20 protein-coding genes are annotated in these 20,253 nt (G+C 71.0%); 9 read left to right on the top strand and 11 right to left on the bottom strand.

The window, feature by feature from the left end:
- Positions 1 to 8: 8 nt before the first annotated feature.
- The 3 genes from IT780_RS37625 to IT780_RS43355 all read right to left on the bottom strand — a co-directional run bounded on the left by IT780_RS37625 (position 9) and on the right by IT780_RS43355 (position 3,606).
- The gene (locus IT780_RS37625) at positions 9 to 881 is read right to left on the bottom strand and encodes a YihY/virulence factor BrkB family protein (protein WP_307831593.1); all 873 of its coding nucleotides are present in this window, start codon (positions 879 to 881) and stop codon (positions 9 to 11) included.
- Positions 882 to 946: 65 nt separating this feature from the next.
- On the bottom strand, positions 947 to 2,485 hold the full coding sequence (locus IT780_RS37620; protein WP_199516642.1) for a sigma-70 family RNA polymerase sigma factor: 1,539 nt from the start codon (positions 2,483 to 2,485) through the stop codon (positions 947 to 949).
- A 266-nt stretch (positions 2,486 to 2,751) separates the two neighbouring features.
- Positions 2,752 to 3,606 (bottom strand): hypothetical protein, encoded by an 855-nt coding sequence (locus tag IT780_RS43355; protein ID WP_307831592.1) that lies wholly within the window; start codon positions 3,604 to 3,606, stop codon positions 2,752 to 2,754.
- On the opposite strand from IT780_RS43355, the gene IT780_RS37610 reads away from it, so the two are divergent.
- Positions 3,559 to 5,052 (top strand): ANTAR domain-containing protein, encoded by a 1,494-nt coding sequence (locus IT780_RS37610; RefSeq protein WP_307831591.1) that lies wholly within the window; start codon positions 3,559 to 3,561, stop codon positions 5,050 to 5,052. The genes IT780_RS43355 and IT780_RS37610 overlap by 48 nt on opposite strands.
- Here the strand turns inward: IT780_RS37610 and IT780_RS37605 are convergent.
- The 3 genes from IT780_RS37605 to IT780_RS37595 all read right to left on the bottom strand — a co-directional run bounded on the left by IT780_RS37605 (position 5,033) and on the right by IT780_RS37595 (position 7,367).
- The gene (locus IT780_RS37605; protein WP_199516639.1) at positions 5,033 to 5,350 is read right to left on the bottom strand and encodes a BON domain-containing protein; all 318 of its coding nucleotides are present in this window, start codon (positions 5,348 to 5,350) and stop codon (positions 5,033 to 5,035) included. The two genes, IT780_RS37610 and IT780_RS37605, sit on opposite strands and share 20 nt — an antisense overlap.
- Positions 5,351 to 5,457: 107 nt before the next feature.
- Complete coding sequence (locus IT780_RS37600) at positions 5,458 to 6,033, bottom strand: GerMN domain-containing protein (RefSeq protein ID WP_199516638.1); 576 nt, start codon at positions 6,031 to 6,033, stop codon at positions 5,458 to 5,460.
- On the bottom strand, positions 6,030 to 7,367 hold the full coding sequence (locus IT780_RS37595) for a sensor histidine kinase (protein ID WP_199516637.1): 1,338 nt from the start codon (positions 7,365 to 7,367) through the stop codon (positions 6,030 to 6,032). The genes IT780_RS37600 and IT780_RS37595 overlap by 4 nt, the downstream gene beginning before the upstream one ends.
- A 214-nt stretch (positions 7,368 to 7,581) precedes the next feature.
- On the opposite strand from IT780_RS37595, the gene IT780_RS37590 reads away from it, so the two are divergent.
- The 6 genes from IT780_RS37590 (at position 7,582) to IT780_RS43580 (ending at position 11,798) form a co-directional block, all read left to right on the top strand.
- Complete coding sequence (locus IT780_RS37590) at positions 7,582 to 7,881, top strand: GlsB/YeaQ/YmgE family stress response membrane protein (RefSeq protein WP_199516636.1); 300 nt, start codon at positions 7,582 to 7,584, stop codon at positions 7,879 to 7,881.
- Positions 7,878 to 8,468, top strand: coding sequence for an STAS domain-containing protein (locus IT780_RS37585; protein WP_199516635.1), 591 nt, complete (start codon positions 7,878 to 7,880; stop codon positions 8,466 to 8,468). Before IT780_RS37590 ends, IT780_RS37585 begins: the two co-directional genes overlap by 4 nt.
- Before the next feature lie 298 nt (positions 8,469 to 8,766).
- The gene (locus IT780_RS37580) at positions 8,767 to 9,243 is read left to right on the top strand and encodes a copper chaperone PCu(A)C domain-containing protein (RefSeq protein ID WP_199516634.1); all 477 of its coding nucleotides are present in this window, start codon (positions 8,767 to 8,769) and stop codon (positions 9,241 to 9,243) included.
- A 128-nt stretch (positions 9,244 to 9,371) separates the two neighbouring features.
- A complete protein-coding gene (locus IT780_RS37575) occupies positions 9,372 to 9,815 on the top strand; it encodes a hypothetical protein (protein ID WP_199516633.1) in 444 nt (147 codons plus the stop codon).
- A 157-nt stretch (positions 9,816 to 9,972) separates the two neighbouring features.
- Positions 9,973 to 11,109, top strand: a complete 1,137-nt coding sequence (locus IT780_RS37570; protein ID WP_233414164.1) for a hypothetical protein — start codon at positions 9,973 to 9,975, stop codon at positions 11,107 to 11,109.
- 296 nt (positions 11,110 to 11,405) lie between these two features.
- Entirely contained in the window at positions 11,406 to 11,798 is a 393-nt protein-coding gene (locus IT780_RS43580; protein ID WP_199516708.1) for an iron transporter, read from the top strand.
- 265 nt (positions 11,799 to 12,063) lie between these two features.
- On the opposite strand, the gene IT780_RS37560 is transcribed toward IT780_RS43580, so the two are convergent.
- Positions 12,064 to 12,417 carry a hypothetical protein gene (locus IT780_RS37560; RefSeq protein WP_199516632.1) on the bottom strand — a complete coding sequence of 118 codons (354 nt, stop codon included), beginning with the start codon at positions 12,415 to 12,417 and terminating at the stop codon, positions 12,064 to 12,066.
- Positions 12,418 to 12,598: 181 nt separating this feature from the next.
- Here IT780_RS37560 and IT780_RS37555 point away from each other — a divergent pair, with 181 nt between their 5' ends.
- The gene (locus IT780_RS37555; protein ID WP_199516631.1) at positions 12,599 to 13,894 is read left to right on the top strand and encodes an ArsB/NhaD family transporter; all 1,296 of its coding nucleotides are present in this window, start codon (positions 12,599 to 12,601) and stop codon (positions 13,892 to 13,894) included.
- Here the strand turns inward: IT780_RS37555 and IT780_RS37550 are convergent.
- The 3 genes from IT780_RS37550 to nhaA are packed head-to-tail and all read right to left on the bottom strand — an operon-like array spanning position 13,891 to position 16,840.
- Positions 13,891 to 14,337 (bottom strand): CBS domain-containing protein, encoded by a 447-nt coding sequence (locus IT780_RS37550; protein WP_199516630.1) that lies wholly within the window; start codon positions 14,335 to 14,337, stop codon positions 13,891 to 13,893. The genes IT780_RS37555 and IT780_RS37550 overlap by 4 nt on opposite strands.
- A gap of 38 nt (positions 14,338 to 14,375) precedes the next feature.
- Positions 14,376 to 15,590, bottom strand: a complete 1,215-nt coding sequence (locus IT780_RS37545; protein ID WP_199516629.1) for a cation:proton antiporter — start codon at positions 15,588 to 15,590, stop codon at positions 14,376 to 14,378.
- Between the two features lie 20 nt (positions 15,591 to 15,610).
- The gene (gene nhaA, locus IT780_RS37540; protein WP_307831599.1) at positions 15,611 to 16,840 is read right to left on the bottom strand and encodes a Na+/H+ antiporter NhaA; all 1,230 of its coding nucleotides are present in this window, start codon (positions 16,838 to 16,840) and stop codon (positions 15,611 to 15,613) included.
- A 333-nt stretch (positions 16,841 to 17,173) separates the two neighbouring features.
- On the opposite strand from nhaA, the gene IT780_RS37535 reads away from it, so the two are divergent.
- Complete coding sequence (locus IT780_RS37535) at positions 17,174 to 18,907, top strand: DUF1996 domain-containing protein (protein WP_233414163.1); 1,734 nt, start codon at positions 17,174 to 17,176, stop codon at positions 18,905 to 18,907.
- 90 nt (positions 18,908 to 18,997) lie between these two features.
- Here IT780_RS37535 and IT780_RS37530 read toward each other — a convergent pair whose 3' ends face one another.
- Positions 18,998 to 20,086 carry an efflux permease Rv1217c-related protein gene (locus IT780_RS37530; RefSeq protein ID WP_199516626.1) on the bottom strand — a complete coding sequence of 363 codons (1,089 nt, stop codon included), beginning with the start codon at positions 20,084 to 20,086 and terminating at the stop codon, positions 18,998 to 19,000.
- Positions 20,087 to 20,253 lie beyond the last annotated feature (167 nt).

The raw sequence follows: 20,253 nt of genomic DNA, 5'->3' as shown, positions 1-20,253 counted from the left end.
GGGCGCGATCAGACCCTTCCCCACCGGTCCGGTTCACACGGCGCGCAGTCGCCCCTGCGGCACGCTTCCAGCTGGGCGCAACAAGCAAAGCCGAAGAACAGCGCCGTGCCGGTGGCATTCGCCCACAGAAGCAGAGCCATCACAGCGGTCAGCGGTCCGTAGATGTCACTGAAGGAGAGTCCGCTACCGACATATGTCGCCAGGAGTGAGGACAGCCCGAACCACAGAACCGTCGTGATGAGGACGCCGGGCATGAGACCGGCGGGCGAGGGCTGACGCCGGCGTGGAGCGTGGCGGAACAGCAGGGTGGTGCCGAGAACGATGAGCAGGACGGCAAGCGGAAGGTGCAGATGCCGCCACAGGATGCCGACCGGCACCGCCCAGTCGTAAGCCTGGTCGAGTGCGGCGTCCACCGCCGAGCCGGCGACCACCATGACGAAGCCGGCAACCGTCGGCACGCCCGCCACGATGGCGAGCACCAGAGCCCGTACGTACTTGTGCACGCTGGGGCGGTCCCGCTGGACGCCGTAGATACGGTTGGCGCCACGCTCGACCTGCGCGGTAGCGGCCGTCATCGCGACGGCGCCGGTCAGCAGCCCGAGCACCTGGGCCACTTCTCCGCTCTCGCCGGACGTGCCGGACAGCAGCCGCCGTACGAGGTCGTCGCTGCGGCCGGGCGTGAGTTCGAGGGTGACCCGGACGACGAACTGGCCGCCCTCGTCCACGCCGGCTTCGTCGGCGAGCCCGGTGAGCGCGATGAGCAGGGGCACGACGGCCAGGCAGAGCAGCAACGCCAGGGCACGGGCGTGGCTGAAGGCGTCGCCGTACCGGAAACGCAGGGCGCTCTGCCGCAGCAACGACACCGCTCCGTGATCTCTCACGATGTCACGCAGGGACGGCTCAGCTCGTTCCGTAGCCGGTGCCGATGGGACCGGGCGAACGCTGCTCATCGTGAACCTCGCCATCGGACGGCTGGACAGAGCAGGGAGTGGCCCGCGCGGCGCGGCGGAGGCGGCCGAGCCCGGCCGAGGCGGCGTCGCCGGTACGGTGGCCGCGACGCAGCTGCCGTTCCGGCAGGGGCCACCAGCGGCTGTCGCCGTCGCGGCACCTCGGCCGGCGGCGATGTCCGCGCGACAGCGGCAAGCGCGAACCCGCGCCGGTGCACTGGCACGGCGGCGAGGCCCGGCGAGGCGGTGACCTCCGGAGTGGCGGCCGGCCGGCGCGAGGTTCCCGCGCACCGCCGCGGGCCGGTAGGCGGTTTCCCGCGCCCGCCGGTCGCGGTAGCGCGCTGCGGTGCCGATCCGGCAGCCTCCGCGGGTACCGGCCCCGCATCCGCTTGGGCCTCCGGGCGGCGCGACGCGGCGACACCCCGGCACGGCATCAAGCGAGTGACACCGGTGCGCTGCAGCAGCGCCAGCAGATCGGCGGCGATGTTGACCACGCAGAGCCGCGCCCCCACGTGCCCGGCGGCGCTGTACGCCGCCATCAGCGCCTGCGCGGTGGCGACGCTCGGCTGCGTGAGCCGGCGCAGGTCCACCACGAGCGTACGGGGACGCCGGCTCACCAGGGTGTCCACCAGCGCGTACCGCAGCTCACCGCCCACCGGTGCAGCGCCGCCGACCACCGTGGCGACCACGCAGCCCACCTGCGCCTCGTACGTGTGCACCCGGACGTCCCCATTCGCGGACTCCGGCGTCGCCGGGGCGAGGCGGGACCGTAGACGCGCAAGCGCCTGATTGAGCAGGCGGGAGACGCTCATCTGGGAGACGTGCAGCTCGGCGGCGATCTCGTCCTGGGTGCGGTTGTCGAAGAAGTACCGGCGCACGGCGTAGCGGGCGCGTTCGGGGAGGCTGCGGAGAGCCGGTTCCAGCAGGACGCGGTCGGGAGCCGACTCCAGGCCGGGGTCGATGGCACCCAGCAGTTCCTGCCGCTCGCAGGGATCATCGGCCGAGCCCACGGGCCGGTTGAGCGAGTCGGCCCGGTAGGCCGACGCACCGGCCGACGCGGCTCGGACATCCGCCTCCGCCACGCCGATCACCTCCGCGATCTGCGCCGCGGTCGGTTCGTGGTGCAGCTGTTGCAGCAGATCCGTCCGGGCCCGAGCGATGTCGAGGCACAGTTCCTGCAGCCGCCTGGGGACATGCACGCTCCAGGTCCGGTCCCGGAAGTGCCGCTTCAGTTCACCGAGGATCGTCGGGTATGCGTACCCTGCGAAGCTGGTGCCCCGGTCGGGGTCGAATCCGTCGACCGCCTTCACCAGGGCCAGGGCAGCGACCTGCACGAGGTCCTCGATCGGCTCGCCGCGGTCGGCGTAGCCGTGCGCCAGGTGGCGGGCGAGCGGCAACTCCCGGCGGATGGCCTCCTGCCGCAGCCGTTCACGCCGTGCCAGCGGGCAGCCGGGATCGCGCATCGAGCGAATCGCGTCGATGGTGGCACGGTCGCGCCCAGCCGGATCGGCGTGGGTCGAGACGGCGAGCGAGGACATGGTGCCTCCTCCAGGAATTCACACGGGACGTCCACTCGGCACCCAGACACGGGCGCGGGCGAGGGACCTGGCAGCGGAGCGGCGGCGCGGACAACACCGCGGCAGCTCGTGGCTCCGATGCCGCGAAGGTGGGCCGGTACGGCCCGGGTGCCGGGGCTTGACACCGGCGGCCGGAGCTTCAGGTCCCGGGATAACCCCGGCCCGGCCCGGGAAACCCGGGACGCCTCTTCGTCACGAAGCTGTCATGAGTCCGTGTCGCAACGGCTTCAGCGGACGACGGATGCTCGTACGGTGGCCGTCCGGCGACCCGCGGGCGCTGATCGCGCCATGACGATGGCCTTCTCGCCCTCGAACGGCCCGTAGGCCTGCCGTTCGGCGAGGTCGTACTGCCGCCGGTACGCCTCATAGGTGAACACCTGAACATTGCCGTCGAAAGTGAGTGTCTGACCCTTGGCGAGGCCAGGCCGGCCGTCGCTCAGCACGAGCAGGGACAGATCACCGAACCGGTCGGCCGCCATGACGAACGATTCCGAGGTGAGGATGCTGATGATCTTTCCCGACACCGTGACGGTACGGCCGATGACGTCACGGTCCCCGAGTGCCACCGTGGGCCGTGCCGGAGGCACCTCCTCCGATCCGGAGGCGCATCCGGCCATGCCGGCCGGCAGCGCAAGAATGCAGGTCACAAGGCCTGCCTGCCAGGTTTTGCGCGCTGACATGAATGGTCCCCCGTTCCTGGGTGCGCGTCGGCGTTCCGGTCGGGGCACCGTCTTCCCCCTCGGGCCGTCTGCACACGGCCACACCGGTATTTCTCGGACGAATCGCATTCCCAGCGCAGCGTCATCAGCGGCAGTACGCTTCGTCGAGGTCCGCCCGGCGACCAGGCGGACTCCGGTCGCCAGGCCGACATCACGGCGGGAATGAGAGGGGCCCAGATGCAGCGCCGCGCCCCCGGGAAGCAAGCGGAAACGGACGTTGAACGTCTGACCACCGCCGTTCAGCGTCTGCAAGCGGAGGTTGAGGGCCTCCGGCGGTCCCAGCGGCACCGAGCCGTCATCGAACAGGCCAAAGGTTTGCTTGCGGGCCGGTTGGGCTGCACGCCCGACGAGGCCTTCAGCCACCTGTCCCAGATCTCACAGCGCAGCAACATGAAGGTGGCCGAGGTGGCCGCCGGCCTGCTGGGGATCGCCGCACCGATTCCGGAGCCGGCCTCTGGGCCATCCGACGAAGACGGATTCCGCCCGGAGCGCTACGTGACCGCGCGCCGCGGCACCACACCACCCCGGGGCGAAGCAACTCCTCCCCTGGTATCGCTGCTTCCCGAGGAGATCACGGCGCGGTACCACCTCGCCTGCGCAGCCCTGTCCGCCGCCGCCGACCCGTCCGAGCTGGCGGAGGTGGCCTGGTCGGAGGGGCTGCGCCACATCGGCGTCACGGCTGTGCTGCTGGCCGTCCTGGAGCCCGACGGCGCGGTCCGCCTCGTCGGCACCCACGGGCTGCCCAAAGGCCTGGCGAGCGCCTGGCAGCGCGTGCCGGGAACGCTCAAAGTGGCGTTCCTGAGCGCCGTGGTCAGCGGCCGCCCGCTGTGGATCGACCGCAAGGGAGCCGCCGAGCTCGGCTACGAGCTGCTCGGCGAGGGCGACCTGCGAGCGTGCATCCCGCTGCGGGACCGGGACCGCACGTTCGGTGTGGCCTCGATCATCTGGGCCGAGGGCGAACTACCCGAACCGGGCATCCGGGCCTACGTCAGCGCGGTCGCCGAGGCCTGCGGACGCCGGCTGTCCCAGCTGTTGCAGGACGGCCAGGGTGCGCCGGTGGCCTCACCCGCTGCCCACTGGGTGGAAGCGATCCTCGAGACCCTGCCCGGATCCTTCGCCCTGCTCGCCCCGGTACGCGACAGCGCAGGGGAGATCGTCGACTTCCGGTTCGACCGGTGCAGCCCGGCAGCCGTCGACGCCGGCGGGCGTCGCGCCGATGAGTTCTGCGGACGGCGGCTGCTCGACCTCTACCCGCACGTGACCGGCACCGGCGTCTTCGACGGATACCTGCACGCGCTGCGCAACGGTGAGCCGTTCCAGCTTCCACCGACGCCCATGTCGGTGCCGACCGCCCAGGGAGAAGTACTGACGGTGGTGAGCATGCGCGCCGCACGGTTCGGTGACGGGCTGCTCGTGAACTGGCAGTTCCACGACGCCGAACGACGGCTGACGTCCCATCTGGAACGGCTCCAGCGGGCCGCTGAAGCCGGCTGGGCCGAGTGGGACCTGGTGCAGGGCCAGGTCACCTGGTCGGCGGAGGCGTACCGGATCCTGCAGCGCGACCCCGGCCGGGGGCCCATCAAACTCGGGTCGCTCCCCCGCTACGTGGCCCCCGAGGACTCCGCCACACTGACCGCCGCCATCCAGCGCCTGACCGGCGCGCAGGAACCGCTCGACCTCACCGTGCGGCTGAATCGCGGCGGCACGCCGTCGGTGATCCGCCTGGTCGCCGACCCCGTGGTGGCGAACTCCGGCCGGGTGGTGGCGGTGCACGCGACCATCCGCCTGGTCAGCGGCGGCGTTTCTTGACCGCGAGGGCGTTGCACACGTCTCGCACACCCGGGACGGACCACGCCCGCGCCACGGCCGCGGAACGGCTCGCCTCGGTGTCGGCCTCGCCGTCCAGGATCACCACGCCGTTCTGCACGCTCAGGTCGAACTGCCCGCCTGTCACCGCGGCGTCGTCGAACAACGCCTCGGCCACCGCCCGGGCCAAGCGTTTCTGCGGGTCGGTGACATCACGCCCAGCCTCCGGTTCGCCGTCCGGCCGCGAACGCCCGACGTACGACTGGCCGTTGTACCAATCGGGGTACCACCAGGAATACATGGCGTTCTCCTGCCGTGGTGAATCATCGTCATCAGCGACGATGGCCGTCCGGTATGGCAACAGACACGCGACGGCATGACAGTTCGATGACGTGCGGTGACCCGAGGTCAGGCCGGCGCGATGAGACTCGCGTAGTCACCGGCAGCCAACGGGTCTCGCGACAGAGACCCGTCACCGCGCGGCACCTGCAGGACCTCACCGTCGCGGGTGAACACCACCGTGCTGACGTCCATGCGCGACGTGAGCGTGCAGACGATCTGTCCGTAGGCCAGCGTCTCATCGCTGCGCGCGTTGCCCTCGTCGGTCTCGGGGACCTCCACCCGCGCCTGCGTGGTCCCGGCCGGCACATCCACACTCAACGACGTCGTAGCGAGCGCCGTCGTGAGGCCGTTGGCGCGCTCGGCCTCGGTGGGACCGGCGGCGAGGGTCTCCAGCTGGCGCTGCACGGTGGGCGGCGCGCCGACCCGGCGGACCGCCTGCACGATGCGGGCGTCACGGACGAGGCAGAGCACCTCCACCACCTCGCCAGGCGCCTCCGTGCCGGCGGTCGTCGCCGTGGGGCTCGTCAGCGGGCGTCTCGGGAGGTCGGCCCGGCGCGGCTCGTCCTCGGGCGGCAGTCCGCAGGCGGCACTGAGCAGGCAGGTCACGAGTCCGGCGGCGAGCCGGCCGAGGCGGGTCGTCATGGGAACTCCATCCGGAACCGGGCGCCGCCACCGGGACGGTCACCGACGCTCACGACGCCGCCGTGGGCGGCGGCGTGCTGCGCCACGATGGACAGGCCGAGCCCCGTGCCGTCGCCATCCCCGCGGGCGTTCGCCGCCGAGCCGCGGACGAACCGGTCGAAGATCACCGTACGGTTCTCCGGCGCCACACCCGGCCCAGCGTCGTCGACCTCGATGACATGGCGGTCGCCGGCGCGGCCGAGACGCACCGCCACCGGCCCCCCGCCGTAGCGCACCGCGTTGTCCACGAGATTGCCGAGCGACTGTTCGATCCGGCGGCGGTCCACCGGCCAGACGCCGGGCGTCCCTGGCGCCACCTCAACCAGGTCCTCGGACAGAGCGCGGCTACGGCAGACACGCGTGACCAGCTCACGCATGTCGGTGGGCTCCCGGTGGGCCGGCTGGTCACTGCGGGCCAGCTCGAGCAGATCATCGACGAGGTCCTGGAAGCGGCTGATCTCTTCCGTGATGAGGCCGATGGCCGCGGCAGCCTTCGGGTCCAGCCCGTCACGGCGCCGGTCGACGACGCTCGCGGCGGCGGACAGCGTCTGCAGGGGCGAGCGCAGCTCGTGGCTGACGTCCGCCGCGAACCGGCGATCACGCTGCAGGCGCCGGGACAGCTGGTCGGCCATGTGGTTGAAAGAGATCGACAGTTGCGCCAGGTCCGGTTCGGTATCCGGGTCCAAGCGCGTGTCGAGGTCACCGTCGGCGATGTTCCGGGCGGCAGTGGCCACAGCGGTCAAGGGCCGCAGCGCGTGGCGGGTGACGTAGAAGCCGAGGGCCGCACCGCCGGCGGCCACCATGATCGCCACCGCGGTCAGCACGAGCGCCAGAAGCTTCAGCGTGCGCTCCAGCTCGGTGAGCGCCACCACCTCGTAGAAGACGCCCGACGACAGGGGAATCCCCACGACCAGCGCGGCCTGCCCGTCCTCGACGATGCGCTGCAAGCCGGCTTCGCCCTGCCCGGTCATCTCCTGCAGGGCCCGGGGCACGGCGGCACCGGCGGAGGGGTCGGCACTGCGCGAGTACCACTGGCCGTCGCGATGCAGCAGGACGTACCGATCCGCGCCCGTGTCCAGGGACCGCAGCACCTCGCCAACATCGGAGGAACGGCTGGGAAGCCCCGCGTCGACGACGGTCGCGTCGAAATACGTCGCGCGTAAGGCGGTCCGTTCGCGTTCGTGGATCAACGTGCTCCGAGCGAGCTCGTACGAGACCATCGAGACGCAGGCGGACAGCAGCAGCGCGCCGACGGCGAAGGCGGCGCTGACGCGGGTCCGCAGTCCGACCTTCATCGCCGCGGCTCGGCGTTCAGGCCGTCCTCGTCCTCGCCCGGTAGCGCGAATCCCATACCCGCATGATGCCCCGGGCAGCCGCGGGCCACATGCACGGCACCGTCCGCCGCCGCATTTGTCACCCGACTGTCATACCGCCGGGCATGTTCTGCCGAACCTGCCGGGCAGGCTCGATGCTGACCCGAAGCAGCCGCGGCATCGAAGGACGACGCTCATGACCACCAGCAGCCTGGTGACCGCCCTCGTGGTCGGGCTGATCCTGGGCCTCAGTGCCCGATGGATCGTGCCGACCCAGCGTGACATCCCCTTCTGGGTACCGCTCGCCGTCGCCGTCGGCGCCGCCATGTTCGGCACCGTCATGGGCAGGTTCGCCGGCATCGGCACCGACGGAGTGACCGCCACGGAGGTGATGCTCCAGGTCATCTCGGCCACCACGGCGGTGGTCCTGGTCGCCATCTCGGCGGATCGGCGGCCGCAGGACAACCGGTACCCCGGCGCCGGCCGGTCGCGATGACCGTCGTGCCCGGCGGCGACGGGACCGCGGTCCTCATCTGCGACGCGTGCGGCAGCGACGACAGCGCCGTCGACGCCACGCGGGACGGTGACCTGGTGTGGCCGGTGGTCACCGCGCTCGGCTGGACCGGATCGGCATTCGCGACCGGGCCGCACCGGTGCCCGCAATGCAGCCACGCAGCCGCGCCGCCGCAGGAAGCGGCCGGCGAGAGCCGGCCCGCCCACCACAGCGCCTCCTACAGCATCCAGACCCACGACGACGTCGACGTGACAGCCATCACGCCGCTGGCTGACCTGGATGCCGCACTGGCCGAGCGGCTGCGCGACGACCTCATGCGGGCGGCCGCCGTCCGTCGCCACGTGGTAGTGGACCTGCACGCGGCCCACTTCATCGACTCAGCGGCTCTGGGCCTGCTGGTGCGGGCACGGCAGGAGGCCAGGCAACACGGCGCGACGTTCGATCTGGTCGCGCCGTCACGGTTCGTACGCACGGTCCTGCACACGATGCGCCTGGACGGCGTCTTCCGGACGTTCCCGGACCTGCGTTCGGCGGTGAACGCGATGTCTCCCGCGGGCGGGCGCCGATGAGCGGGCAGGGATCGGCATCCGGGCAGGGGCGCGCACATCCGTCTCCGTAAGGCCTGCCGGCAGTCCGGACGCCGTCGTGGTGCAGCAGCTGGCCGACCGCCGAGGATCGCGACTGACCTGCGGGCACCACGCCCTATGACATCCGGCCGACCCGGGTACGCCGATCGCCATGACGACGAAGAGAAGACCATGGATGGCGTGTGCGGCGGTTGTCATGGCAGCCGCGATGAGTGGATGCGGCACGGAGGTCCCGCGGACCATTCCCGAGGACCGGCACCCGCCCTTTCAGGAAAGCGTGATGGGCGCCAACGCGCGCATCGGCTCGATCCTGCTGCGCAGCGTTCACATCGAGGCACCGTCCGACGTCCGGTACCGTGCGGGCGCCGACGCACGCGTCTGGTTCACGGCGTTGAACGAAGGGCCTTCCTCGGATGTCCTCCGTTCCGTCACGAGCCCGTACGCCCGCGCGGGCCAGATCCGCTGGGACAGCAACTGCGACGGATCCGCCACGGTGGTGCCGGCCCTCGTGCTGCGGCCGGTGAAGCCGAACCTCGCGGAATCTCCGCCGGGCGTGCCGCCGTTCGACGCCTACCACGCACGCCTCGTCGAGTTGAACCGTGCGGTGCCGGCCGGAACAACCGTCCCGGTCACGTTCACCTTCGACCACGCCGGGTCCGTCACGGTGGACGCCCTGGTCCAGCCGAGCAACGCGGTACGTCCGGAACCCAGCAACCGCTGCCATGGCGGCGCGTCGGCGGCACCGTCCCCGTCCTGACAGCTCCCATGTCATGCAACCGTCACAGCCATGCGCAACGTTCGCCGAAGACGCCACCTAGCCTTGGTCACGCGTCGACCCCCTGTCACCGCCGGCAACCGGAGATCCGATCGGCTGGGTGATCACGAATGGCTTCATCGCGTAATCGGCTCACCGCCGTGCAGCGGGTGACTGCAGGGGCGATCTGCGCCTTGCTGCTCGTCCTCGTGAGCGGCTGCACGTCCGCAAGGCGCCACGAGGACGCCCCCCGGCCCCGGAGCACCACACTGCTGAACACCATCGAGGCCAGCAACGTCGGTACGCGGATCATCATCACCGCCGGTGTCTCGGCTGTGCTGACGAGGCAGTCGTTCGTCGTCCGCGACGCCGACCTGCCCGGCCAGGGACTGCTCATCCTCGGTGATGGGGCCGCGGGGCTGGAGCCGCCGAGTCTGGTGACCGTGTACGGCGTCATCGACCGCTTCAGCTACAGCCACTTCGTCACCACGTACGACCTCGGCCCCGAGCCGGTGTACGAGCGGTACGAGGGCCGCAAATTCCTCGTCGCCGCGGACATCACCACGCGGGCCTGAGAAGTGCACTCCGCGGCCGGCCTCGGCCAATCGCGCACGAAAATATGACAGTTTGAAGACCACCTTTCCGGGGTCGCTGTTCCGGCCCATCATTTACGACCGAAATGGCGGGGCAAAACAGGCGTCCCCGCAGCCGCAACAGTGCCTAGAGTCGCTCATGCCTTTCTTCTCCACGAAAATCCTGGGCCACGCGGCGCTGGTCTCCGCAATGGCACTCGGGTCCGTCTTCGCCATGAACGACGTCGCGGCCGCCGCGAAGCCGCAGGCGACGCCGTCCTTCAACGGGCCGGTGTACGCGGTCGCTTACAGCGGCACCACCGTGTTCGTGGGCGGCTCTTTCACCGCGGCCATCGTCGGCGGAAAGAAGGTCAGCCGTCAGCGACTGGCTGCCGTGGACGCACGGAGCGGTAATTTGCTGCCGTGGGCGCCCTCCGCCGACGCGACCGTCCGGGCACTCGCAATCTCCGCCGGTGTCGTCTACGCCGCCGGCGACTTCTCCGCGATCTCCGGCAAGAAGCGCGACTCCCTCGCCGGCATCACGGCCGCATCGGGGGCCGTGACGTCCTTCCAGCACAAGGTGTCGGGACAAATCAACGCCCTGAGCGCCGGCAGCGGGCGCCTGTTCGCCGGTGGCCGGATCACGGCGATCGACGGCAAGGCCCGCGCGAACCTCGCGGCATTCGCCCTCCCGGCGGGAACGCTGAAGAATTGGAAAGCCGGAACCGACGACACCGTCCACGCCCTTACCGTCGCGGGCAGCCGCCTCTACGTCGGCGGCCGCTTCCACAAAGTGAACGACGCCCGTTCCACCCTGCGCCTCGCCGCGGTCGACACGTCCACCGGCGCGCTGCAGACCGGCTTCCGTCCGGCAGCCGCCTCGGCCGTGTACGCCCTCACGGCGGACTCGACAGGCGTCTACGCAGCACACGGCGGTCAAGGCGGACGCGCCGTCCGGTACAACGCCAAGGGCGTGATCAAGTGGAGCCGCGTGTTCGACGGCGACGTGCAGGCGATCACCCGGCTGGGCGGTATCACCTACGTCGGCGGGCACTTCGACAACGCCTGCACCACCGCACGGAACGCGGCCCAGGGGGTGTGCAGTGACGGCTCCCTGCGCCGTATCAAGTTCGCCGCTGTCGGCACGGACGGAACGCTGACCGGATGGGCGCCGGAGGCCAACGGCGTCGTGGGCGTACGCGCCCTGGCCGCCGCGCCTGAGCTCGGCCAGATCAGCGCCGGCGGCGACTTCACCGTGGTCGCCGGCACCTCGACCAAACGCTTCGCGTCGTTCTGATCCGTCGGGCGCGAGTCGCCGCTCGAGCGATGGTCGCCCCATCGCTCGAGCGGCCCAGCGCGCGTTGCGGACCCCTCAGCCGGGTAGGGCCGCCGGACCTCATCCGCCCCCCGGCAAGGGCGACGCGTACGGCAAGGCACTGCAGGCCATGGCGGCCGAAGACGGCGCCGCCCCCGCCCGCGCCGGCGACTACGTCGTCGCTTTCGTCAACGAGGACGCCGAGGGAATGTACGCATGGCAGAACGGCCACCTGATCTGGCGCGAGGCCGCCGAAGACGCCACTCCGTTCCTCTGGCATCCCCTTCCTGCACCACTACGGCTGCAACGCTCAACTGCCCGGCACCGGACCGTACGACGTGACGGTGCGCATCGACCCGCCGACCTACCAGCGCCACAACCCGGTCAACGGAGCCCGGTACGCCGAGCCGGTGGAGGTCCACTTCGACAAGGTGACCTTCAGCAACGGGCGCAGCCCAGCCCCTGCGCGCAACGTCGAGGGGCAGACGCCCCGACGGTGCGGTACGACGCGGCAGCCTGAGACACCCCCCGGCCCAGCCACGCGCGGCGGGCGGAACACCGCCCGCCGCGACCTTGGTGGCACAGACCGGCCTGGCGCACGAGGACGCCTGCGGCGTCACACAACCGTCACATATTCGCGGACTGGTCGCGATGTCGGCACACCAGGCTGAGCCACAACGAGTTCGCGTGTGGTGCCCGAAAGTGAGGAGCTCTTCGTGACCGCTGCAACCGCCGCCCGACGATGACGCCGTGAGAAGCCCCGACGAGTCCTCGACAGTCGCGTCGGCCTGCACACCGACGCGGCGGGCGTGGTGTGGATGGCGTTTCTTCTCTGTACGTCCGCACCGGTACAGACCGCCCAGCGGCGTACCCCGGCGCAGACCACCGACTCGCCGCCCACGGTGACCTCAGCGGGGCCGGCATGCCGACCCGCCTTCACGACTGTTCAGCGTGAGACAGGCGACGGTAACCGCTGCCCACCGTCACCGCCGCAGCGAACAACGGCAAGTATTCCCATGCATGGATGCCCGGCGCCGACCCGATGCCGGGTGCCACGAGAAGAAAGGCACCCCCCGACATCCCGAGGGCGCCCACCCGCGCGCGCCAGTCGGAGAACAGGGCGGAAAGGCCCCCCGCGCCGACCGCCATGAGCAACGCATCCGCGGCCACGGCGGCGTTCGTCATCAAACCTCGCTGCGTCAGCGCCAGCACGACGACGACCGCAGCGGCGACTGCCAGCTCCCGCACGAGGACGGTCGCACCGTCCTCGGCTTTCCCCTCCGGCCCCATCGCGCTCCACAGGTTCCCGGCTGCACAGCCACTTCCAGTCAACACTCCGGATGCCACAGTAGCGAGACGCTCCCACACAGCGACCTGCTGCTAGGTTGATCTAGGTGTGCCGGGAAGTCTGGTCGGCGGTCGACGAGGGCTGCGCGGATGCGGGAGTGCACATGACGGAACGGCCACACCGATGAGCGCCATGGCGTGGTTCGCGGTGCTCGTTTTCGCCGCGGCCTACGTGTTGATCGCGACGGAGAAGATCAACCGGGTCGCGGTCGCGGTCGGTGGCGCGTCCATCATGCTGGCGGCCGGCGCGACGAACGCGGAGCGCGCGTTCTTCTCCGAGGACTCCGGCATCGACTGGAACGTCATCTTCCTGCTGCTGGGGATGATGCTGATCGTCGGCGTGCTCAAGCGCACGGGCCTGTTCGAGTACATGGCCATCTGGGCGGCGAAGAAGGCGCGGGGCCGTCCGTTCCCCATCATGGTGATCCTCGTTCTGGTGACCGGCGTGGTCTCGGCCGCCCTCGACAACGTCACCACCGTTCTGCTGGTCGCGCCGGTCACCCTGCTGGTGTGTGAGCGGCTCGGCGTCCCGCCCGTACCGTTCCTCATCGCCGAGGTGCTCTCCTCCAACATCGGTGGCGCCGGGACGCTGGTGGGCGACCCGCCCAACATCATCATCGCCAGCCGCTCGGGGCTGACCTTCAACAGCTTCCTGAGCGTGCTGGCACCGTTCGTCGCGGTGGTGCTGGCCGTCCTCGTCCTTCTCTGCCGGATCATGTTCCGCGAGGCGTTCCGGTACGACGCCGAACGGGCGGCGCGGGTGATGGCTCTGCGCGAGCGTGACGCCATCCAGGATCCCCGGCTGGTCACCTTGAGCCTCTGCGTCCTCGGGGCGGTGCTGCTCGCGTTCGGCCTGCACACCCTGCTCGGTATCGAGCCGTCGGTGGTGGCCCTGCTGGGTGGGCTCCTGCTGCTCGCGCTGTCCCGGCTGGATGCCACCGAGGTCGCCAAGGACGTCGAATGGCCGACCCTGGTGTTCTTCGCCGGACTATTCGTCATGGTCGGCGCCCTGGTCACCACCGGTGTCATCGACGACCTGGCGCACGCCGCCACCGGCGCGGTCGAGGGCAAGCTGTGGCCGGCCACTCTGCTGCTGCTCTGGGCCTCCGCCGTGTTGTCGGCGATCGTCGACAACATCCCGTACGTCGCCACGATGAGCCCCATCGTCGCGGAACTCGTCAACGCCGAAGGCGGTCTCGACAAGGCTCAGGTGCTGTGGTGGGCCCTGGCCATCGGCGCCGACCTCGGCGGCAACGCCACCGCGGTCGGGGCGTCCGCGAACGTGGTCGTGCTCGGCATCGCCGAACGCGCCGGACACAAGATCACCTTCTGGGGTTTCACGAAGTACGGCCTGATCGTCACGGCGATCTCCGTGACGCTCGCCGTGCCGTACCTGTGGCTGCGCTTCTTCGCCTTCTAGGCGCCCAGCATGCGGTCGAGCAGGCTGTCCAGGGTGATCGCCCCGGTCATCACCCGTTCCCTGTCGACTACGGCGACCACCGGCACGTTGGCGCGTGCCATGACCGCCGCCACCTCGAGCATCGTGGCGTCCTTGCTCACCGCAGGCAGCTCCGTACGGTGCTTGGGCAGCAGGTCCGCCACCGTGCGCTCGCCGATGCCCTCGAAGATGACGTCGGCCGCGGCCTCGTCGATGACGCGGGCCAGGGCGGGATCGTCCTGGCAGTACGACGGCAGGGCCATCCGCAGCACCTGGGTTCCGGCGAGCACCGTCAGCGGGCGCCCGCGACCGTCCACCACGATCAGCCCCGGCAGGTCCTGAGCGGCCAGCACCTTGACCGCCTCCCGGGCCGGCATCGTCTCCGCCACCGTGGTCATCTGCATCGCCACGTCACCAGCACGCATCTGCGGCCTCCTGCCTCGCCCGGTTCACGATACGCGGATCACCGGCCGCGGACGGCGGCGATCCGGCGGCGCAGCACGCCGTGCCAGGCCGGGGTCTCGTGCGCGTCGTCGAAGCCGCGGGCCACGACCACGTCCGTCGACGAGTGGAGCATGATTGACAGCACGATGGTCAGCGCCACGAGGTGGAAGATCTCGTTGGCGGCAATGATCCCCGACTCCAGGACGAGCAGGCCGTAGACGACCGACGCGAAGCCCTTGGGTCCGAACCACATCGCCGCGGCCTGCTCCCGCAGATCGAGGCCGGAGCGCAGGAACGACAGCCACAGCGCCACGGGACGGGCCACGAAGATCGCGAGGACCGCGAAGATCCAGCCGGTCCAGGAGATCTCGGCGAGGAACTCCAGCGAGATCAACGCGCCGAAGACCAGCAACGCGGCCAGCTTGAACAGCTCGGCGAGGTTCTCGCCGAAATGCTCGAACGCGGCCCGTTGCCGTGGTCCGAACGTCGCCACCGTGATCCCGGCGGAAAACGCCGCGAGGAACAGGTTGGCGTGCGTCACCTCCGCCACGCCCAGCACGAGCAGGCCGATCGCCACACCGTTGAGCGGCTCGTACGCCGTCGACGCGGAGAAGAAGCGGCTGCGCTCCAGCAGGATCGCCGCCATCGGGATGGCCACACCGATCAGGATCCCGAGCGACACCTCCAGCGCCAGCTCGCCCAGGTGCAGGTCGTCCGAGCCGGCAGCGACCGCGAGGAACACGATGACGAACGGCAGCGCCAGACCGTCGTTGACACCGGACTCCACGTTGAGCAGGTGCCGCAGCCGCGCCGGGACCTTGTCGTTGCCGACCAGTGCCGAGGCGAACACCGGGTCGGTCGGCGCCAGGATCGCCCCGATCAGCAGCGACTCGGCCCAGCCCAGCCCGGCCACGTAGTGCGCGGCGACTGCGGTCACCACCAGGGTCAGCGGCAGCCCCCAGCCCAGCGCCCGTCCCGGCAGCTGCCAGGCGCTGCGCAGATCCGCCCACCCCACCCGCATACCGTCGGTGAACAGCACCGCGAACAGCGCCAGCTCCGCAAGCGTGCCGACGATCGGCGAATCGGCCTGCACGTCGACGATCCCCGTGGTCTCCGGCCCCACGAGGAAGCCGGCGACAAGGAACAACACCGCGGTGGACAGGATCGTGCGCTTGGCCAGGGCAGACACCAGCACGGCCAGCAGCAACACGACCGCGAAGGTCAGAAGAAGCACAACAATCTCCTGGTACGGGCTCAGCCCTGGTAGACGTCGGGAATGCTGTCGTTGTCGCGGTCGATCCGTTCCGCCTCGTGAATCTGGCGGTAGACGCGGTTGCGCAGGCGCAGGATGACCGCCGCCAGCAGGGCGGCGACCAGTGAGCCGGTCAGCACAGCCACCTTGACGTGGTCGTCGCGCTCGGTTCCGATACCGAAGGCCAGCTCGCCGATGAGCAGCGACACGGTGAAGCCGATGCCGGCCAGCGTCGCCAGCCCCACCACGTCGATCCACGCCAGCCCGGCATCGATCTTCGCGCGGGTGAACCGGGCCGTCAGCCAGGTGGCGAGCGTGATGCCGACCGGTTTACCGATCACCAGGCCGGCCATGATGCCGACCGCGACCGGGTCACTCAGCGCGGACCTCAGCCCGCCGAACCCGCCGATGGTCACCCCGGCCGACATCAGCGCGAAGACCGGCACCGCGATCCCGGCGGAGATCGGACGGAAACGGTGCTCCAGGTGCTCGGCCAGCCCCGGCCCGGCGTCCGGGCCACCCGCCGCGGCACTGCGGACCACGGGTACGGCGAAGGCGAGCAGCACCCCCGCGACGGTCGCGTGCACCCCGGACGCGTGCACCAGCGCCCACGTGGCGAACGCCAGCGGCAACAGCAGCCACCACGAGCGAACCCGGCGCTGCACCAGCACGGCGAACAGCCCCAGCGGCACCAGAGCCCCGAGCAGCGGCAGCACCGCCAGGTGCGCGGTGTAGAAGACGGCGATGATGAGGATCGCCAGCAGATCGTCCACCACGGCCAGCGTCAGCAGGAACGTTCGCAGCGCCGACGGCAGCCACCGGCCGATGACGGCCAGCACGGCGAGCGCGAAGGCGATGTCCGTGGCCGTCGGGATGGCCCAGCCTTTCAGCGCACCGCTGAGGTTGAAGCTCACGTACACCAACGCGGGGACGACCACACCACCGACGGCGGCCGCCACCGGCACCGCGGCACGGCGCACATCCCGCAGGTCACCGGCCACGAATTCGCGTTTGAGTTCCAGCCCGGCGACGAAGAAGAAGATCGCCAGCAGGCCGTCGGCGGCCCACTTCGCCAGGGACAGGTCCAGGTGCAGCGCCGACGGACCGACGGTGAAGGCCAGCATGTCCTCGTACCGGTCCGACCAGGCAGAGTTCGCCCAGACGAGCGCGACCAGCGCGCCGACCAGAAGCAACGCCCCGCCGATCGTCTCCTTGCGCAGGACGTCAGCGATCCGGCTCGCCTCGGCCCACGAGCCGCGACCGAGGACGGGATAGACAGGACGGGACTTTTCAGGCACAGGTGCTCCGTTTCGGAGGGTCGGGCCAGCACTTGCCGACCAGACTTCCCGGCGCACCGGATTCAACCCTACCGGAGCCGTCCCGACCAGCACGGGAATCGCCGGCTCCGGCGGCAGGGCAATCCTTACCGTCTTCTGACGGCTGTCGCGCGACCCGTCCGGACCCGGGCAGACCGCCGTACCGCTGCCCGACGGCCGAGCGCGGCCGTCGACGCCTCGATCCACAGGAGGACCAGCGTGCGAATTCCCCGTTCACGACAAGCACTGTTGCGATCACGCCACGCCAGGATCGGCATCGCCGTCGCCGTCCTGGCCGCGACGGGAGCCCTCACCGTCACGTTCGTGTCCGCGGGCGGCAAGAGCACCGCTGATGCGGCCACGGAGCTGCAGCAATACGTTGCCATCGAGACCGTACGGCCGAACGTCACGGATCCGCGGATCCGCGCGAACGGCTCGCGTGGCCGCTTCATCGTCGACTGCGGCACGAACGCCAACGGTAAGTTCAGCCCGGACAACCCGGTCGCGCAGCCGGGCATCAAGAACGGCGCCAAGCACGTGCACGACTTCGTGGGCAACCTCGCCATCACCGCGAACTCGTCCGATGCCGACCTCGACGCCTCCGGCACGACCTGCAGGAACGGCGACAAGTCGTCGTACTTCTGGCCGGTCGTGCGCATCGACAAGTCGGTACGGTCCGGCGCCGACACCCGCCGGGCCCTCGCCGCGACCACCCCTACCGTGACGTGCCCGAACGTGCGCGACCGCCTCCCCGCCGTGCCGACCGGCGCACGCACCGCCGTGTCGGAGAAGCTGCGCAGGCTCGACGACGCGACGGCCCGGGCCGACGACCGCATGGCGGCCAACCGGGGACGCATCGACGCCCGCTCCAACGACACGTTGCTGACAGCCCTGCGCGCCGAACGGGCCCGCCTCATCAAGGGCATCAGCGACAGCATCGCGGTGGCCGGCGGCGGCCGCAGCTCAGGGCTCGTCTCGCTCGTCGAGTGCGACGTGAGCTACGACGGCATGCACGCCGCCATGCGGCACACCGCCGCCGACGTCAGGGCCCACACCGTCGCGTCACCCCAGGTGCGATGCCCGACCGTACGCGACAAGCTGCCGGGCGTCCCCCCGGCCGCTGTCGCCGAGGTCAACCGGAACCTCACCGAGCTGGACCGGCAGATCGCCGAGGCCAACGAACGTCTCGTGACGACCCGTGGACAGGGCGGCCCGGACTTCGTCGCCAACGCCGTCGTCGGACCGCTCAACGCCCGGCGCGTCGCCGTCCTCGACCGCATCGCCACGGCCATCGGCCGCCACGCCGACCGGCCGGGGGGTCTCAGCGGCCTCGCCACCTGCGCCGTCAGCGGGCTGAGCAGCGTACCTGTCACCCCGCAACCCTCCCCCGGCGCCGCCGCCCCGCTGCCCGACCCACGGGGGCCCAACCTCGAGCTGCCCAACAACACCGGCGGAATCGTGCGGCCCGCGTCCGTGCTGATCGAGTACCGCGGCAACCCCACCAGCAAGGTCGTACCGATGCCGAAGTTCCTTCGCGCGCTCACCGGCGACGCCAAACCCACCAGCCGGGGCCCGGCCAACGCCCGCGCCGCCTGGACCTGCTCGGGATTCGCCGACCGGCTCTCCGACCGGTACCCGATCTGCCCGGCGGGCCGGCAGGTGCAACGGGTCCACGACTTCCCGGGCTGCTGGGACGGCAAGAACACCGACAGCACCAACCACCGCAGCCACGTCGCCTTCGCCGACAAGACGACCGGCGCGTGCCCGGCGGGCTTCGTGGCCATCCCCCAGCTGCGGGTCACCATCTCGTACGCCATCCCGCGCGACGTCCAGAAGAAGGGTCAGTACGCGCTGGATTCCTTCCCGGAAGAGGATCACAATCCCTTCTCCGACCACGACGACTTCGTCAACGTCAACTCCGCCCGTACGATGCAGCGCATCGCCACCTGCATCAACACTGCGCGCACCTGCCCGGGCCGGTGAACGCACGGTCTCGCGCCGCCGGGTCGTGCGTTGTCGCCGGCGGCGCGAGACCGGCCGTCGTCCGCATCGACCCGCGGCCCTCGCGAGTGTTCAGGACCGTAGATCGCGGCGGCGATATCCGCCGAGACCGGCGCCGATCAGCACGACGGCTGCCGCCAGCATGACCGCCGAGGCGACCGGGTCGACGTCGGTGAGCGGCACCGGCGCCACGTGCGCGAACGGCGAGATGTCGCGCACCCAGGGCGGCGCGGCGATGCTTTCGGCGAGGATGAGCAGCAGGAACCCGCCGATGCCGGGGAGGCCACCGATCAGTCCTGCCCAGCGTGGCGCCCAGCCGACCGCGAAGACCGCCGCGCCGAGGCTGAGCAGCACGATCGGCAGGACGTTCCAGCTGCCCCGCAGCGCCGCATCCACGGCGAACTTCCCGCCCGTGGCGGTGACGCCGGCCCAGGTGAGCAGGCCGGCCCCGGTGACCAGGACCGTTGCGGCGGCAGCCGTGGCGGCGGTCTCGGCGGCGAGCAGGCGGATCCTGGTGACGGGCTGACTCGCGAGCAGGGTCAGCCGGCGGTCGTTCTCGGCGCCGAGGAACGCACTCATCCGGGCCGCGGTGAAGCCGCCGACAGGCAGGGCGAGGATGGCGAACAGAGTCGCGGCGAACCCGGCGATGCTGCCCAGCTCGTCGAATCCCGCCTGGGCGGCCTCACCCGCCAGGACCGGGTTGTCGCTCAGGAAGTCGGTGACCGACACGGCCGTCAACCCGATCAGCAGGTAGTAGGCGCCGACACCGAGCATCCAGCCGGTCAGGGGCCGCAGCATCCGCCGGATCGCGAAAGTCTCCACGCTCGCCAGCAGACGCGTCCGGGGCCGCCGCCCTGCCGCTTCCGGGATCAGGCCGCCCTGAACGTCGCGACGGCCCGCCGCGACCAACGCTGCGGCGGTGACGACCGCAGTGACCGCGGCCAGCAGCAGGAGCGGCGCCACCCGGTTCTGCACGTAGGGACCGCTGAGCGCGAGCAGGCCGAACGGTGAGAGCCAATGCAGCCAGCCGAGGGTGGCGACTCCGTCGCCGATCATGCGGGCGAGCAGGCCGAGGCCCAGCACCGCCACGGCCGTGCCGGTCGCCGGCGATCGGGCCGGGAAGATCTGGGCGGTCAACCCGGCCACCGCGGCGAAGAACATGCCCAGCAGGCCGGTGCCGGCACCGTGCAGCAGGGCACCGGCCGGTGCCGTCCCGGCTGCCAGCAGGACGGGCGGGGGGGGGGGGGGGGGGGGGGGGGGGCCCCCCCCCCCCCCCGGGGGGGGGGGGGGGGGGGGCCCCCCGCCCCCCCCCCCCCCCGCGCCCCCCC

Origin of the sequence: Nucisporomicrobium flavum, assembly GCF_016464385.1 — a bacterium.
Taxonomy (GTDB): domain Bacteria; phylum Actinomycetota; class Actinomycetes; order Mycobacteriales; family Micromonosporaceae; genus Actinoplanes; species Actinoplanes flavus_A.
This window is presented reverse-complemented; position numbering and strand designations above follow the sequence as displayed.

What these genes read in the sequence shown, in the direction of transcription:
- IT780_RS37570 (WP_233414164.1), top strand. Translation starts at nt 9,973, where the DNA reads ATGCCTTTCTTCTCCACGAAAATCCTGGGCCACGCGGCGCTGGTCTCC.
- IT780_RS37590 (WP_199516636.1), top strand. Translation starts at nt 7,582, where the DNA reads ATGACCACCAGCAGCCTGGTGACCGCCCTCGTGGTCGGGCTGATCCTG.
- IT780_RS37580 (WP_199516634.1), top strand. Translation starts at nt 8,767, where the DNA reads ATGGGCGCCAACGCGCGCATCGGCTCGATCCTGCTGCGCAGCGTTCAC.
- IT780_RS37550 (WP_199516630.1), bottom strand. Translation starts at nt 14,337, where the DNA reads ATGCGTGCTGGTGACGTGGCGATGCAGATGACCACGGTGGCGGAGACG.
- IT780_RS37555 (WP_199516631.1), top strand. Translation starts at nt 12,599, where the DNA reads ATGAGCGCCATGGCGTGGTTCGCGGTGCTCGTTTTCGCCGCGGCCTAC.
- IT780_RS37600 (WP_199516638.1), bottom strand. Translation starts at nt 6,033, where the DNA reads ATGACGACCCGCCTCGGCCGGCTCGCCGCCGGACTCGTGACCTGCCTG.
- IT780_RS37575 (WP_199516633.1), top strand. Translation starts at nt 9,372, where the DNA reads ATGGCTTCATCGCGTAATCGGCTCACCGCCGTGCAGCGGGTGACTGCA.
- IT780_RS37585 (WP_199516635.1), top strand. Translation starts at nt 7,878, where the DNA reads ATGACCGTCGTGCCCGGCGGCGACGGGACCGCGGTCCTCATCTGCGAC.
- IT780_RS37530 (WP_199516626.1), bottom strand. Translation starts at nt 20,086, where the DNA reads ATGTTCTTCGCCGCGGTGGCCGGGTTGACCGCCCAGATCTTCCCGGCC.
- IT780_RS37620 (WP_199516642.1), bottom strand. Translation starts at nt 2,485, where the DNA reads ATGTCCTCGCTCGCCGTCTCGACCCACGCCGATCCGGCTGGGCGCGAC.
- IT780_RS37595 (WP_199516637.1), bottom strand. Translation starts at nt 7,367, where the DNA reads ATGAAGGTCGGACTGCGGACCCGCGTCAGCGCCGCCTTCGCCGTCGGC.
- IT780_RS37560 (WP_199516632.1), bottom strand. Translation starts at nt 12,417, where the DNA reads ATGGGGCCGGAGGGGAAAGCCGAGGACGGTGCGACCGTCCTCGTGCGG.
- IT780_RS37605 (WP_199516639.1), bottom strand. Translation starts at nt 5,350, where the DNA reads ATGTATTCCTGGTGGTACCCCGATTGGTACAACGGCCAGTCGTACGTC.